The organism is Hespellia stercorisuis DSM 15480 (genome assembly GCF_900142165.1).
GTDB classification, from domain to species: Bacteria; Bacillota; Clostridia; order Lachnospirales; family Lachnospiraceae; genus Hespellia; species Hespellia stercorisuis.
Map to the genome: position 1 here is coordinate 105,704 of NZ_FQZY01000005.1, position 15,392 is coordinate 121,095.

Here is a 15,392-nt window from a genome sequence, read left to right on the forward strand (position 1 = left end):
CCTCATATCAGAGTAGATATTCTCTATTCTTCCACATCCATCTCTACATCGTCCAGCATCTCTTCTGTACCCGGCTCTGCATCATCCAGTGTCTCTTCCACATCCACATCGTACTCGTCTTCCATCATCGCCATCTGCTCAAGATAGTCCTCTGGAAGTTCCCCGGACTCTACCGCCTGCGTCTCGCTCTTAATGTCAATCTTGTATCCAGTCAGCCTTGCCGCCAGTCTCGCATTCTGACCTTCCTTACCGATGGCCAGTGACAGCTGGTAATCCGGTACGATGACGCTCGCCATCTTCTCATCCGGATCGGCCGCAACGGAGATGACCTTTGCCGGACTCAGTGCATTTTCAATCAGAAGGGCCGGATTGTCGCTCCAGTTGATGATGTCGATCTTCTCACCGCGCAGCTCATTGACAATGGCATTGACTCTGGCACCGTTCATGCCGACACACGCCCCCACCGGATCCACATTCTCGTCGTTGGACCATACAGCAATCTTGGTACGGGAACCTGCCTCTCTGGAAATGCTCTTGATCTCCACCGTTCCGTCCTTCACCTCGGCAACTTCCGATTCAAAGAGACGCTTTACAAGTTCCGGATGTGTACGGGAAACCAGGATCTTCGGTCCCTTCGGTGTATTCTTGACTTCCACAACATACAGCTTGATACGCTCAGTCGGCTGGAAGGTCTCCCCCTTCACCTGCTCGTTCTCTGTGAGCATGGCGTCCGCCTTACCGAGGTTGATGCTGATATTTTTGCCAACATAGCGCTGCACGATACCGGTAACAATATCTTTCTCTTTTTCAAAATACTGATCGTACACCACTTTTCTTTCTTCCTCACGGATCTTCTGGAGAATCAGGTTCTTGGCGTTCTGGGTTGCGATACGGCCAAAGGATTTTGATTCCACCGGAATCTGTGCCACGTCGCCGATTTTCAATCTGGAGTCCAGTTCCTGTGCATCTTCCTCGCTGATTTCAATCGCAGGATCAAACACTTCCTCCACAACCTCTTTTTCCGCAATCACTGAATAATCACAGGTCTCTCTGTCCATGATGACTTTGATGTTATCGGATGTTCCGAAGTGGTTCTTGCAGGCGTTGATCAATGAATTCTCGATCGCATCCATCATGGTGTCCTTGCTGATATTCTTTTCCTCTTCCAGAATATTCAATGCTTCTAATAACTCTGTGTTCATTTTTCTTTTCTCCTCCTAAAAATCAAAACTTAATCGAATCAACGCTATATCGGCTTTTTCAAAAATCTGTGTCGTTTCATCTTCGTATTCAATCGTTACTGTATCTTTATCATAATCCTTCAGGATCCCAATAAACTCTTTTTGTTTGTCGATGGCGCGGTATGTCCTGAGTTCTACCTCTTCTCCCACACTTCTCGCAAAGTCTTTTTCTTTTTTTAACGGCCTTCCAAGTCCCGGTGAGCTCACCTCGAAGATATAAGCATCCTCAATGTAGTCTTCTCTGTCCAGCACCTCCGAAAAGGCGCGGCTGACCAGCTCACAATCGTTGACTGCAATCCCGCCCGGCTTGTCGATGTAGGCGCGCAGATACCATGTGCCGCCTTCCTTCACGTACTCTACGTCCACCAATTCGAAACCATTCTCCTCCACAATTGGTGTTAATAGTTCTTCTGTCCTCTGTTCATAGCTTTCCTTCTTAGACAATCTCTATTCATCCTCCATTCCAACAAAGAAGAGTGGACTCATTTGTCCACTCTTCCGCCGATTTCCTATATAACTCTAGATTATAATAGCACACAATCCCCTTGAATGCAAGGGGAAGTGTCAAACGAATTTGGTACAGAGGCTCTATCCGCGGTTCTTCACACCCTTTGTATCACGACTGCTCAGCTTCAGGCGGTTCAAAGTCACTTCTTTTTTCTGGTACTCCACCTTCATCTCTGTCCCCTCTTCAAACAGATACACCTGTTCCAGGACATCGCCTCTTCCCAGCTTGATTCCACGGACACCCACGGCACCCTTTTTCTTCTCCGGCACATCTGCCGCCGTAAACCGCAGAAAGAAACCATTCTTTGTCTGCAGCACCACATGGTGGTTGTCTGTCACCACATGGATGTCCAGCAGTTCGTCATCCTCCTGAAGCTTCGTCGCCGCAATGCTGCGCTTCACCACCTGAAATTCTGACCCATCCACCTTTTTGATCATTCCCTTTTTCGTCGAGAACAACAGTTTTCCATAACGAGTCTGTTCCGAATCACAGATAAAAATGATCTGCTCTTCGCTGCTGCTGAAATTGCTGATATTGTCAATCGGTGTGCCCTTGTCCCGGAACTTCCCGTAAGGAATATCCAGCACCTTCACCTGATGCATCTGGCCCTTGTCTGTAAACAGACAGATCCGCCCTGTATTCATACAGGGAACCACGTACTTGTTCTCCGCATCCGCCGCCTCTTTATTTCTCTCGTACACTGCCACATCCACGGTCTTGGAATATCCGAAGCGGTCCATCAGGAATATTACCTCCTGCTCCTCGATCTTCTTCTCCTCGAAGACAGCCTCCTCTGCATTCTCAATGACCGTACGGCGTTTTCTGCCGTATTCCTTTTTGCAGCCATCCAGTTCTTCCATGATCACTTCCGCCATGGAATCATAATTGTTGAGAATATCCTCATACTTTGCAATATTGGCAACAGTCTCCGCGTGCTCCTTCTGCAGTGCCTCAATCTCCAGACCGATCAGCCGGTAAAGACGCATCTCCAGGATCGCAGTCGCCTGCCGCTCGGTAAAACGCAGCATGGCAGCCATCTTTTTGGAAATGCTGCTTTTAAATGTAATGTTCTCTGTCTGGCCGCTGATCAGACACGCTCTCGCATCCTTCACACTCTTACTTCCGCGAAGGATCTCTATGATCAGGTCGATGACGTCACAAGCCTTGATCAGTCCTTCCTGAATCTCCTTCTTATCCAGTTCCTTTGCAAGAAGTGTCTTATACTTTCTTGTGGCAAGCTCAAACTGGAAGTCCACATGGTGCTCAATAATGGATTTCAGCCCCATGGTCTCCGGCTTTCCGTTCGCAACCGCCAGCATGTTCACCCCGAAGGTATCCTCCAGACGTGTCTTCTTGTACAGCATGTTCTTCAGATTCTCCACATCCGCACCGCGCTTTAGCTCCAGCACGATCCGGATACCTTCCTTAGAAGACTGGTTGGAGATATCTACAATGTCCCCAGTCTTTTTCGTCTCAACCAGATTGCAGACATCATTCAGGAATTTTCCGATTCCCGCACCGATCATAGTATATGGAATCTCGGAGATCACGAGCTGCTTCTTGCCGCCCTTCAGTTCCTCCACATTCACCTTGCCGCGGACCTTGATCTTCCCCTGACCGGTCTCATAGATACTGTACAGGTCATCCTTGTTGACCACGATTCCACCAGTCGGAAAATCCGGTCCCTTTACATAATGTAATAACTGCTTCGTGGTAATCTCGTTGTTCTTCATGTACGCCTTGACGGCATCCACGACCTCTCCCAGATTATGTGTCGGGATGCTGGTCGCCATTCCCACCGCAATCCCCTCCGCACCGTTGATCAGCAGGTTGGGTATTTTGACAGGGAGCACCTCCGGCTCCTTCTCCGTCTCATCAAAATTGGGAACAAAGTCAATCACATCTTTATCCAGATCAGACAAGTATACTTCCTGTGTCAGCTTGGACAATCTGGCCTCTGTATAACGCATGGCCGCCGCTCCATCCCCCTCGATGGAGCCAAAATTACCGTGGCCGTCGACCAGGATCATCCCTTTTTTAAAGTCCTGCGCCATCACCACAAGGGCATCATAGATAGAACTGTCGCCATGTGGATGATATTTACCCATGGTATCTCCCACGATACGGGCACATTTTCTATATGGTCTGTCATACCGGATCCCCAGCTCATGCATGTCGTACAGCGTTCTTCTCTGTACCGGCTTCAAGCCGTCACGCACATCCGGAAGGGCACGCGCCACAATGACGCTCATGGCGTAATCAATGTACGATTTTTTCATAACATCCGAGTATTCGGTTCTGATAATCTGTGAATCACTGCTCATTTTGCTTCTCTCCTATATGTATTTGGTTTTGAATATATCGTCGTTCGCCAAATGCAAGTGCTTGGCTCACTAACGCTCATTTTATCATGTTGTCCGCAGTGGCGTTCGATTCCGCTCCGCTTCATCTCACTCGCGGGCTTTCGCCCTATCAGCAGGTAGCGACAAGTATTTACTTATGTGCAAGCACAACGTAAACACTTGTCACTACCTGCTGGCACTGCTCTTTGCTGTCGCGTATGTTATATATCCAGCTCCGCCTCTGTCGCATTCTCGTAGATGAATGCTTTTCTCGGCGGTACCTCCGAACCCATCAGCATCTCTGTCACCGAGGACGCCATGCGGGCATCCTCGATCTCCACCAGCTTCAGCATCCGGGTCTCCGGATCCAGAGTGGTCTCCCAAAGCTGCTGGGCATCCATCTCACCGAGACCTTTGTAGCGCTGCAATGTGAAGCCGCCGTCGTGGGTCTTTCGGTATTTCTCCAGAGCCTTGTCATCATACAGGTACTCTTCCTCGCCCTTTTTCGGCATCACCTTGTAGAGCGGCGGCATGGCGATATAGACATGTCCCTCGTAGATCAGCTCCGGCATGAACCGATAGAACAGCGTCAAAAGCAATGTGGAAATATGCGCGCCGTCCACATCGGCATCGGCCATGATGATGATCTTGTCATAACGCAGCTTACTGATATCAAAGTCGTTGCCATATCCTTCCGAAAACCCACAGTTGAAGGCATTGATCATGGTCTTAATCTCCGCGTTGGCGAGCACCTTATCGATGCTCGCTTTCTCCACATTGAGGATTTTTCCGCGGATTGGCAGAATTGCCTGGAACATCCGGTTTCGGGCTGTCTTTGCCGAACCTCCGGCGGAATCTCCCTCCACGATGAAGATCTCACACTTGCTGGCGTCCCTGCTCTCGCAATTGGCAAGCTTTCCATTGCTGTCGAAGGAATACTTCTGCTTCGTCAGCAGATTTGTCTTCGCCTTCTCCTCGGTCTTGCGGATCTTCGCAGCCTTTTCCGCGCAGCTCAGCACCTTTTTCAGATTTTCCAGATTGCGGTCAAAATAGAGTACAATCTCATCGCCTGTCACCTTGCCCGTAGCCTTGGATGCATCCGGGTTATCCAGCTTCGTCTTCGTCTGCCCCTCAAATCTTGGGTCCGGATGCTTGATGGAGACGATGGCCGTCATCCCGTTTCGGATATCTGCCCCTGTAAAGTTGGCGTCCTTATCCTTGAGAACCCCCAGCTCTCTGGCATACTGATTCATGACCGTAGTAAATGTGGTCTTGAATCCTGTCAGATGGGTTCCGCCCTCCGCATTGTAGATATTGTTGCAGAAACCAAGTACATTTTCATGGAACTCGTTGACATACTGGAATGCGATTTCCACCTCGATCCCCTCCGCGGTTCCTTTGAAATAAACAGGCTCATGAACGATTTCCTTCTTATTATTCAGTTCCTTGATAAAACCGAGGATTCCGTCCGGCTCATGAAAAACGATGTGTTCCTGCTCATCCTGACGCTTGTCGTCAAAAATAATCGTCAGCTCCGGATTCAAATAGGTGGTCTCATGAAGACGGCTCTTCACTTCATCAGAACGGAACTTTGTCTTCTCAAAAATGGTGTCATCCGGCAGAAAATTTACAATCGTACCGGTCTTTCTCGTCTTGCCGATGACCGGCAAAAGCCCGTCCTCCAGTTCGATCACCGGGATTCCTCTCTCATAGCGGTCATGATGGATCTCACCGCCCAGCATGACCTTCACATCCATATAGGCGGACAGAGCGTTGACCACCGAAGAACCCACTCCATGGAGTCCGCCGCTGGTCTTGTAGGAAGAATCGTCAAATTTTCCACCCGCATGCAGTGTGGTATAGACCACACGCTCCGCAGACACTCCGGTGGCATGCAGATCCACCGGCACTCCACGGCCGTTATCCTCCACTGTCGCTGAACCGTCTGCCTCCAGTGTCACATGAATCTCACTGCAGAAGCCCGCAAGGTGTTCATCCACCGCATTGTCCACGATCTCATAGATCAGATGATTCAGTCCCTTCGTGGACACACTTCCGATATACATCCCCGGTCTTTTCCGGACCGCCTCCAGTCCTTCCAGTATTGAAATACTTCCCGCATCATACGTAGTTTTTTTTGCCATTTTCCCAATTCCCTTCCGTCTGCCTCATTGGTACACGCTCTTTTCCCACAGAAAAGCGGGCACTCCCAGTCCACTTCGCCGCCTCTTTGCAAACGCCCGGCAGATTTTCTCGTAAAACCTATAATATCACACAATCCCGGGCTTTTCAAATTTCTTTTCACTCGACCAGCACACGATACAGCGTATCCGCCAGGACTTCCATGGCATTTTTCATCTCCCCCACCGTATTGGTCTGTGCTCCGGCCTCGATCAGCAGAGATTTTGGCATCAAATGAAGGTTGTAGCGGTATCCCCTCAGGTAAATATGGCGGGCAAACCCCGGATACATGGCCTCACAGGCCATCTGCATCTGGAAGGAAAAGGACAGATTATCCTGAATATACGGATTGTACAGATAATCGATGTCTCCCATGGTTCGAGTTCTGCTCAGACCATTAAAAAACATGATTTTTGCCGTCTGTTTCCCGTTAGCCTCCGTGATCAGATGGGTGTCCTCCCCCACCCCATCCCGGTGCAGATCGATGACCACCTCTACCGTCGGGTTTTCTGCCAGAATCTGTCGGACCCCCGCCTCCGCATACTCATAGGCATTGCTCCGATCCAGTTCCCCGTTGATAATATCGTAAATTCCGTCGTGATGAATGGTTGGAATCCCTTTTGCGTTCAGCTGTTCGGTCAGATACTCGCCCACACCTACAATACTCGTCGCCGGATCCCCCGGCACCGAATCGACAAATTCCTCCTGGGAATGGGTGTGAAAGATCAGGATCTTCGGACCGCCCGTCTGAAGATCTATTTTCATGCTCCTGCTCAGCAGATCATCCACATTCAATTGATTGGCATCGATCATTGTCCCAGAATCCACGGTATAGAAATTGCTGAGGAGATAGTCAAAGTCCCGGAGGCTCTCCAGCGAGAGATCCATCTGCGGCACTACCGGCTGCGCCTGTACCTGCTGTGCTTCGGCCGTCTCCTCTCCCACCAGATTTCCGTCCTGATCGATTGCATTTTCGTCCTCTGCCTGACATTTGAGAATCCACTGGATGGTCTCCACATCCTCGATTTCCGGCTCCAGACTGAGAAGCTGCTTCATATAGCCGATATAGGGAATCATCTGCCAGGCTTTCTCTGTAATCTGCTGATGGATATTCTGCTCCGGTGGATTCTGTATATAGTACAGCCTGGTAAGATATATTTTCTCCGTCTCACTCCGGATCTGATCCTGAAGCTGAATCCATCCCAGACGCCACGAACCAAGGGCAATATATCCAAGAATCAGCAGCCCCGCAACGGACCATAGAATCTGTCCGACCCGTGAAATTTTCTTTTTCTTCACATTTTCCCCTGTCTATCCCTGCTTATCTACTACTATATGAAGCATTTCATTTTTGTATACATGCCTCCTGTACATTTTGGAACAGCATGTTAAGTGCCTCCGAAATCATGTAGCTTGTCTGCTTCACCATCTCATCAATGTCTTTCGGAGTCACAAACATTCCGTTCAGATGGGGGGAGATCAGTTCACTGATCAGTTCGTATTTTTCTGCGTCACTGTAAGACTTCAGCACATTTCCCACTCCCTTCAGAGCTTTTGAGCTCTCCATCGCCTGCACCAGATTCTCCATCGTATCATTTACGATTGTCACCGCATCCACCACGGTGGGCACTCCGATGGCAATGACCGGGACTCCCACCGATTCTCTGGTCAGACCATGCCGATGGTTGCCCACACCGGAACCTGGGCGGATTCCGGTATCTGCAATCTGAATCGTCCGGTTAAGTCTTCTGCTGTTTCTCGCTGCCAGTGCATCCACCGCAATGACCAGGTCCGGGTGCGTCTCCTCCACGATTCCGCGGACGATCTCCACGGTCTCCATCCCGGTCTGCGCCATCACGCCCGGCACAATCGCGCTGACCAGACTGGGATGCTCTGTTCCGGAGGCATATTTTCCGTACTCCCGGATAATGTGTCTCGTGATATTCAGATTATCCACCACATACGGTCCCAGCGCATCCGGTGTCACCTCCCGGTTGCCCAGACCGATGATCAGAACGTTATGTTCCTTGTGACAAGGCAGATGCTCATCAATCAGGCCCTTGAGAAATGCAGAAATCTCCACCGAGATTTCCCTGTGATATCCTTCATCGGGGTTCACCATGTTCGGTGCCTCCAGTGTCAGGTATGTCCCCACCGGTTTCCCCATGGTTTTGGCGCCCTTTTCCGTCCGGATGATCACCTTGCTGATGCGAATTTCTTTCTCCTCGTCGTAGGACTCCTCCAGTTCCACCCCCTTCACCTCGATATTGTCTGACTCAAAACGTTCCCGTTCTTCCAGCGCAAGGTCGGTCCGCACATTGTATTTCTCAACCATTCTTTTTCTCCTTTTCCTCTTTTTCCGGATTTTCCTGTTTTCGATTCTTGTTTTAGATTCCTGTTTGAAATTTGTCTGAATCTTTATTTTGAACCCATACTTTAAATCCTTATTTTAATTGTAGTTTTTACAGAATTTTCAGAAATATGTATTGACAACCCCCGTAACTTAGCATAGAATAAATGAGTATGTTTCGTTGAGGCGTCCGTGTCCGGGTTCAGCGAAGCGAAGTTAAATGAACATATTGAATAATATCACATATTTGGAGGTGCACAGATTGGCTAATATTAAATCTGCAAAAAAGAGAGTTATCGTAAACGAAACAAAAGCAATGAGAAACAAATCTATCAAATCTAAAGTAAAAACAGTTGTAAAAGCTGTCGAAACTGCTGTAGCAAAGAAAGATGCTGAGGCTGCAAAGGCTGCACTCAAGACAGCAATCGTAGAAATCAACAAAGCTGGAAGCAAAGGAATCTACCACAAGAACACAGTTTCCAGAAAGATTTCCCGTTTATCAAAAGCAGTTAACAACATTGCTTAATTAGAATAGACATTCAAAAGACGTTCCTACCGTCATGGGAACGTCTTTTTTGTTTTTAGGGACAGGTTGGAATTGCAATTGGGGACGTAGCAAAGTTGTAACTTTGCTACGTCCCCAATTGCAATTTTAACCTGTCCCCTAACGAGCTGGTTATCCGGCTGATCATCTGCTTTCTCCAGTGTCTTTATTTTGTATCTGCATCGGAAATGAAGATAAATTTCACACTTCCGTCCATATCATTCGAAATGCCGGAGAAGCTCTTGTACTGCTTTGATGCATCCAGCATGGTATTTAGTTTGTTAAGCATCCCATCGATATCCCCGTCAAATGCTTTGGTCAGTTTCTGGATTCCGGTCTCATCAAATTCAATCATGCCTTTGTTCAATGTGTCTGCACCATCGTCAAGTTTCTGTACACCGTCGACCAACGCACCGGTTCCTGACTGTAAGGTGCGCAGTCCGGTGTTGAGTGAGGCTGTGCCATCATTCACCTGACCGGCACCGTCTGCCGCGCTTGCCGCCCCTGATGCCGCCTGATCTGCTCCATCTTTTGCTGCACTGATTCCTTTGACCAGAGTCACGGAACCGTCCGCGAGCTGCTGTGATCCTGCATAAAGCTTCACAAGTCCTGCATCCAGAGTCTGCACTCCGGTAAACAACTGGCTGGATCCTGCCTTTAGTTTCGCCGCGCCCGCCACCAGACTGTCCGTTGCAGCTGTGCCTGTATTTACCCCCGCATTCAGCTGCGCCACGCCATCTGCCGCACGCAGGATTCCGGTATTCAATGTCGCTGCACCATCCTTCAATCCGGCACCCGGTGCATTCAGCCCATCACTGATGGCTGCTGTCCCTGCCTTTAATCCCGGATATGCCGCGGTTCCATTGCCGTTCAGTCCAACGGTAATTTTGTTCGCACCGTTGACCAGACCGTCCTCGCCGTCAAATCCGGCCTGCAGCCCCTGCAGTCCCGCAATCAGTCCCGGATTTTCCGCTCCGTCGCCATTCAGCCCGTCTGAAACAGCGGTCTCATATGTCTGCAGCGCCATAACATGCTGCTGGGTAGCTGTCATTGTCTCCCCCAGCACCGCTGCATCCTCACTCAGCTGCTGTGCATCCACATGGACATCCGGTGCCAAAGTCTGCAGCGCCGCCGCCTGTTCCTGTACATTTCCTGCTGCAGCGCCCAGTGCCTCGGCAGAAGCTGCAGTCGCATCCACCCCGGTCTGTGCATTGACCATGCTTGCGGATGCGCAGGCCAGTGCGTCATTTGTGGCCGCATCTGCCGCCTGCTGGCTCTCCAGATTTCCGATTGCCTCATTGATGGCTGCCTGTACATCCTCCGGAATCTCCTCACTGCCGCTGATGCTGTAAAGAACCCCCAGCGCATTGTCCGTTCCACTGGTGTCATTTCCCACAGAATCCACGGCTGTCTGAGCCTCCTGCACGGATGTAGACGCACTGTTCGCGCTGTCCGCAGCCGCTGCAGCCTGACCTGCCGCCTCACCTGCACTGTTCTTCACTGCCTCTGCACTCTCCGTCAGATCAGAGACATCTTCGAGCGATGAAGCTTCATCTGCCACGTTCTGTGCCGATGCCGCCAGCTGCGATGCCGCCGGTGCAATATATCCATAATCCTCCAGAACCATCTGCGTATATGTTTTTACCATGCCCATTCCTGCACCCAGATTCTCTGCGCCGGTTTCCAACTGCCCCACTACTGTGCCGGCACTCTGTATCCCTGACGCCAGCGTTACCGAACCCTCTGCAAGCTCCGAAGTACCTGCGGCTGCCACAGCTGCCCCGGAAGCCAGTTTTGCCGCACCGTCCTTTAATGCCGTGGAGCCTTCCACCAGCCCGGGAGCTCCGTTTGCCACCTGCGTACCCGCAAATCCGGCATTCAGGCTTGCGATGCCACTGCCCACAGTCTTTATTCCGCTCTGGAGCACACCCGCTCCAGCATCCAGTGTCCCGGCACCGGCACTCAGCCCTTCCGTGTTGGATGCGCTGGTGCTTTCCTCCGCGGTTCTTAGCCCCTCCACCAGTACTGTAGTCTGTGCCGGGAGCTCTGCCGTCTGTTCTTTCATCTGCTTCAGTCCATCCGCCAGAGAAGCATTTCCGGCTGCCAGTGTTTCGCTTCCCTCTGCTAGAGAACTTGTACCTGCCAGCAATGTATCCGCACCAGCTGCCAGCGTTTTGGTTCCAGCCGCCAACGTATCTGCCCCGCTTCTCAATGTTCTGGTTCCATTGCTGAGTGTGCCGCTGCCTTCTACCAGCTGTCTGGATGCATCGCCAAGCTTCATCATGGAAGCTTTCAGATCATCCAGACTGCTGAATCCATTGGTATCCAGTTGATTAAAGATCTCATTCGTGGCAATCGTCACCGCCTCCGGTGCCTTGTAATCTGTCACATCCGCCTCCATCTCGAAGTAGTCCGGAATATCCAGATCATCGGCACCAAGCTCCGCTTTTACGCGTGGCAGTCCCATCCCGATTACCAGATCCCGGTCTCCGTCTGAGGAGATTTTTCCATTTTTCACAGTCACATTGTTGAACATATCCGTATCGATCACAACGCCGGTCGCCATCAGAAATGGTGTAAAATTTGCCGCGGTGCTCCCTGTCATATTCATATATTCATATCTGATCTTCAGATGGCCACTCTTCCCCTTCAGCTCATCCGCACTGATCTCTCTGCCATCCAGTGTGTACATAACCTTCACCCCCACCGGAAGACTTACTGTTGTAGTCCCCTGGTAAACAATATCTGCCCCGTCTCCGTTCCAGGTCAGTTTATTGCTGTTCCGTGAAAATGTCTCATCGCCTTTTACATTTTCAATGTCCTTCAGCATAGACACGTCGGTGATCTTCGTCTCATCTGTCACATTTTTCAGTTGATCCGATACCGTGACCGACTGAACCGAACCACTGGCATCCACCTTGGCATATACGGTCTCGTCCTTCGTCGGTACCGCCGTCGTGTTCTTTGAGGATGAAGTGCTCTCCTTGATCGTGTTTACCAGATCACGCTCCGCGGTATCCGCCGCCTGCGTCGTCACCGTCGGGGTCTCCTGTGCATGGGAATTGTACGTCGTCGTGTGAATCATAGACCCTACCATTGCCACCATCAGAGCTGCCGCCAATAATTTTTTATATTCTCTATTTTTCATGATTATGTCCTCCTTCAATCGATACATCTGCACACTACTTTATACACCTGTCTATGCATTCGCCTTTGCCAGTCCATCGTCTTTTGTTTTTTTCCCGTTCCGTCTCATACCAATGGTTGTCGCGCAGACAACTTTATCAAACACCATCAACATGGATGGAAGTATCAAGATCACAACAAACATACTGATGATCGCGCCTCGTGCCATCAGCACGCACAGCTGGGAAATCATATCAATGTTGGAATACAGGCCAACACCGAAGGTTGCCGCGAAGAATCCAAGCGCAGATACGATCACCGACGGAATGGACGTCGTGAGCGCAGTCTGTATCGCATCGTGCTTTGTCCTGCCAAGATTCCGCTCTTTCTTATATCTCGTGGTCATCAGAATCGCGTAATCCACAGTAGCCCCTAACTGGATGGTACCGATTACGATGGATGCGATGAACGGCATCACACCGCCTGTATAATATGGAATCCCCAGGTTGATAAAGATTGCAAATTCGATGACTGACACCAGTAGGATCGGAAGCGAAAATGACTTGAATACCAGAGCGATAATCAGGAAAATCGCTATAATGGATACAGCACTTACCACCTGGAAATCCTTGTCGGTAATGGTGATCAAGTCCTTGGTACACGGGCCCTCGCCGATGAGCATCGCGGACCTGTCATATTTTTTCACGATCTTGTTCAGCTCGGTGATCTGGTCATTCACTTCGTCCGATGCCACCTTGTATTCAGAACTGATCAGCATCAGCTGCCATTTATCGCTGGACAATGCAGACTGAATCGAATCCGGAAGCATACTCTTTGGAACGGAAGAACCGATAATGCTGTCGAGTCCGAGTGCGAATTTCACACCTTTTACAGCTGACATTTCATTTAGCATTGCTTTCGCATCCTTTGCCGGAAGATTTGCATCCGCCAGCACCATATGCGTGGAGTTCATATCAAAATTTTTCTCCAGCTGTTCATTCGCCTGAATACTTGCCAGGTCCTTCGGCAGTGTGGTATCCAGATTGTAGTATACGGAAGAATGTGTGTAACCGTACAGTGCCGGGACAAGGATGATCAAGAATGCCGTCACGAACACCTTATAGTGATCCGTGATGAAGCTCCCAATCTTGTTCATGTTCGGCATCACGGATCGGTGTGTCGTGCGCTTGATCGCCTTGTCGAAAATCAGGATCATGGCCGGCAGAACGGTAACACAGGAGATCACACCGAACACAACGCCTTTCGCCATAACGATTCCCAGATCCGCGCCCAGTGTAAAGCTCATGAAGCACAGTGCAATGAATCCGGCAACTGTTGTGATAGAACTTCCGACTACAGATGAAAATGTGTTGGAAATCGCATGCCCCATTGCCCGCTCCTTGTCATCCGGGAACCGTAGCTGATTCTCCTGATAGCTATGCCACAGGAAGATTGAGTAATCCATGGTGACACCAAGCTGGAGCACCGCCGACAGCGCTTTCGTTATATAGGAAATCTCTCCCAGAAAATAGTTGCTTCCCAGATTATAAACAATTGCCATTCCGATACTGATCATAAAGAGTATCGGAAGCAGGAAAGAATCCATGAAGATCGCAAGAATGATACAGCAGAGTATCACCGCAATCAGTACATAGATCGGTGTCTCCTTCTCCGACAATGCCTTGGTATCCGTGACCACCGCTGACATTCCGCTCAGATAACACTGCTTTCCTGTAATCCTGCGGATCTCTGTGATCGCATCCATGGTGCCGTCCGCGGAGGTCGTGTCATCAAAAAAGATCGCCATCAGCGTCGCATCGCCATTTTTAAACACTTTTTTGAAATCATCCGGCAGAACACTGGCGGGGAGAACAGATTCCTTCGCTGAATCGTATCCGATTACATCCGCAACTCCGTCCACACCTGCAATTTTGTTCTTCACATCTGTTACGTCTTTGGCTGACATGCCCTCCACAACTTCCATTGCGAATGCACCCTTTCCAAATTCATCCTTCAGAATATCCTGTCCCACCATCGTCTCAATGTCATTCGGAAGATAATACAGGATATCATAATTGACTCTCGTTTTTAGATATCCCAGCATGGATGGAATCAGAAGCAATACCGCAACTACTACGATTACAACTCTGTATTTCGCTATCTTTTTTCCCAGTTTTACCATCATATTGGCAGCCTCCCTTTTTCAACAAATGACCACTAGTCATTTAAGATATGGATACTATAACTCTAAAATGACCAAAAGTCAATAATCTAAAACAAAAAAGTTGACTTTTGGTCATTTTGATTTTATAATATAGGAAATCGAGTAGAAACGAGGTGATTGTTATGGGAAAAGTTGAAGATAACAAACTACAGAAACTGAATGCACTGTTCGAGAGTGCCTATGGCCTGTTTATGAATAATGGAATCGAGAAGACTTCTATTCACGATATCGTCCAGAAAGCCGGTGTCGCAAAGGGAACCTTTTATCTGTATTTTAAGGACAAGTATGATATTCGCGACCGGTTGATCGCCAAAACCGCAGAGAAGCTTTTTATCTCCGCTTATTCTGCACTGAATAAATGCAGCGTTCCTTCTTTTGAGGATAAGATCATCTTTATTGTCGACTACATCATCGATCAGCTGCGCGAGAATAAGCTGGTGCTTCGATTCATATCTAAGAACTTAAGCTGGGGAATTTTCAGAAAAGCATTGTTTTCCGGCAACAATACTTCCGAGATTAATTTTCTCCAATTTTATCATTCGATGCTGGAGGACAACCCAGACGTAAAGCTCCGCGCTCCGGAGACTATGCTTTTCCTCATTATCGAACTGGCCAGTTCTGCTTCCTACAGCACAATACTTGACAATGATCCGATTTCTTATGATGAACTGAAGCCATATCTAAACGAAAGCATACGGGCCATCATTCGAAATCACATCGTATCTGAGGCGGCACCTGCCGACTAACAATCCATTACAGCATCAAAGAAAGCCACAACGAACAGGCAATTAGGGACAGGTTAAAATGGCAATTGGGGACGTAGCAAAGTTGTAACTTTGCTACGTCCCCAATTGCCATTTTAACCTGTCCCTGACT

At 49.3% G+C, this 15,392-nt stretch carries 10 protein-coding genes; 2 read left to right on the top strand and 8 right to left on the bottom strand.

The features are described from left to right. Positions 1–23 precede the first annotated feature (23 nt). The 6 genes from nusA to gpr all read right to left on the bottom strand — a co-directional run bounded on the left by nusA (position 24) and on the right by gpr (position 8,607). Positions 24–1,202 (bottom strand): transcription termination factor NusA, encoded by a 1,179-nt coding sequence (gene nusA / locus BUB85_RS00525; RefSeq protein ID WP_073103681.1) that lies wholly within the window; start codon positions 1,200–1,202, stop codon positions 24–26. Between the two features lie 15 nt (positions 1,203–1,217). Beyond that, on the bottom strand, positions 1,218–1,685 hold the full coding sequence (gene rimP, locus BUB85_RS00530; protein WP_073103683.1) for a ribosome maturation factor RimP: 468 nt from the start codon (positions 1,683–1,685) through the stop codon (positions 1,218–1,220). Positions 1,686–1,829: 144 nt separating this feature from the next. Next, a complete protein-coding gene (locus BUB85_RS00535; protein ID WP_073103685.1) occupies positions 1,830–4,073 on the bottom strand; it encodes a DNA gyrase/topoisomerase IV subunit A in 2,244 nt (747 codons plus the stop codon). Between the two features lie 239 nt (positions 4,074–4,312). After that, positions 4,313–6,235: a DNA gyrase/topoisomerase IV subunit B gene (locus BUB85_RS00540; RefSeq protein WP_073103687.1), complete on the bottom strand. Its 1,923-nt coding sequence runs from the start codon at positions 6,233–6,235 to the stop codon at positions 4,313–4,315. A gap of 157 nt (positions 6,236–6,392) precedes the next feature. Continuing rightward, positions 6,393–7,571: a stage II sporulation protein P gene (spoIIP, locus tag BUB85_RS00545; RefSeq protein ID WP_073103689.1), complete on the bottom strand. Its 1,179-nt coding sequence runs from the start codon at positions 7,569–7,571 to the stop codon at positions 6,393–6,395. 46 nt (positions 7,572–7,617) lie between these two features. Continuing rightward, on the bottom strand, positions 7,618–8,607 hold the full coding sequence (gene gpr, locus BUB85_RS00550) for a GPR endopeptidase (protein ID WP_073103691.1): 990 nt from the start codon (positions 8,605–8,607) through the stop codon (positions 7,618–7,620). 277 nt (positions 8,608–8,884) lie between these two features. On the opposite strand from gpr, the gene rpsT reads away from it, so the two are divergent. Further along, the gene (gene rpsT, locus BUB85_RS00555) at positions 8,885–9,148 is read left to right on the top strand and encodes a 30S ribosomal protein S20 (protein ID WP_073103693.1); all 264 of its coding nucleotides are present in this window, start codon (positions 8,885–8,887) and stop codon (positions 9,146–9,148) included. A 184-nt stretch (positions 9,149–9,332) separates the two neighbouring features. Here rpsT and BUB85_RS00560 read toward each other — a convergent pair whose 3' ends face one another. Continuing rightward, on the bottom strand, positions 9,333–12,314 hold the full coding sequence (locus BUB85_RS00560) for an autotransporter outer membrane beta-barrel domain-containing protein (RefSeq protein ID WP_073103695.1): 2,982 nt from the start codon (positions 12,312–12,314) through the stop codon (positions 9,333–9,335). 51 nt (positions 12,315–12,365) lie between these two features. Beyond that, the gene (locus tag BUB85_RS00565; RefSeq protein ID WP_200803523.1) at positions 12,366–14,474 is read right to left on the bottom strand and encodes an efflux RND transporter permease subunit; all 2,109 of its coding nucleotides are present in this window, start codon (positions 14,472–14,474) and stop codon (positions 12,366–12,368) included. Positions 14,475–14,638: 164 nt separating this feature from the next. Here BUB85_RS00565 and BUB85_RS00570 point away from each other — a divergent pair, with 164 nt between their 5' ends. After that, positions 14,639–15,262, top strand: coding sequence for a TetR/AcrR family transcriptional regulator (locus BUB85_RS00570; protein ID WP_073103699.1), 624 nt, complete (start codon positions 14,639–14,641; stop codon positions 15,260–15,262). The last annotated feature ends 130 nt before the right edge of the window (positions 15,263–15,392 follow it).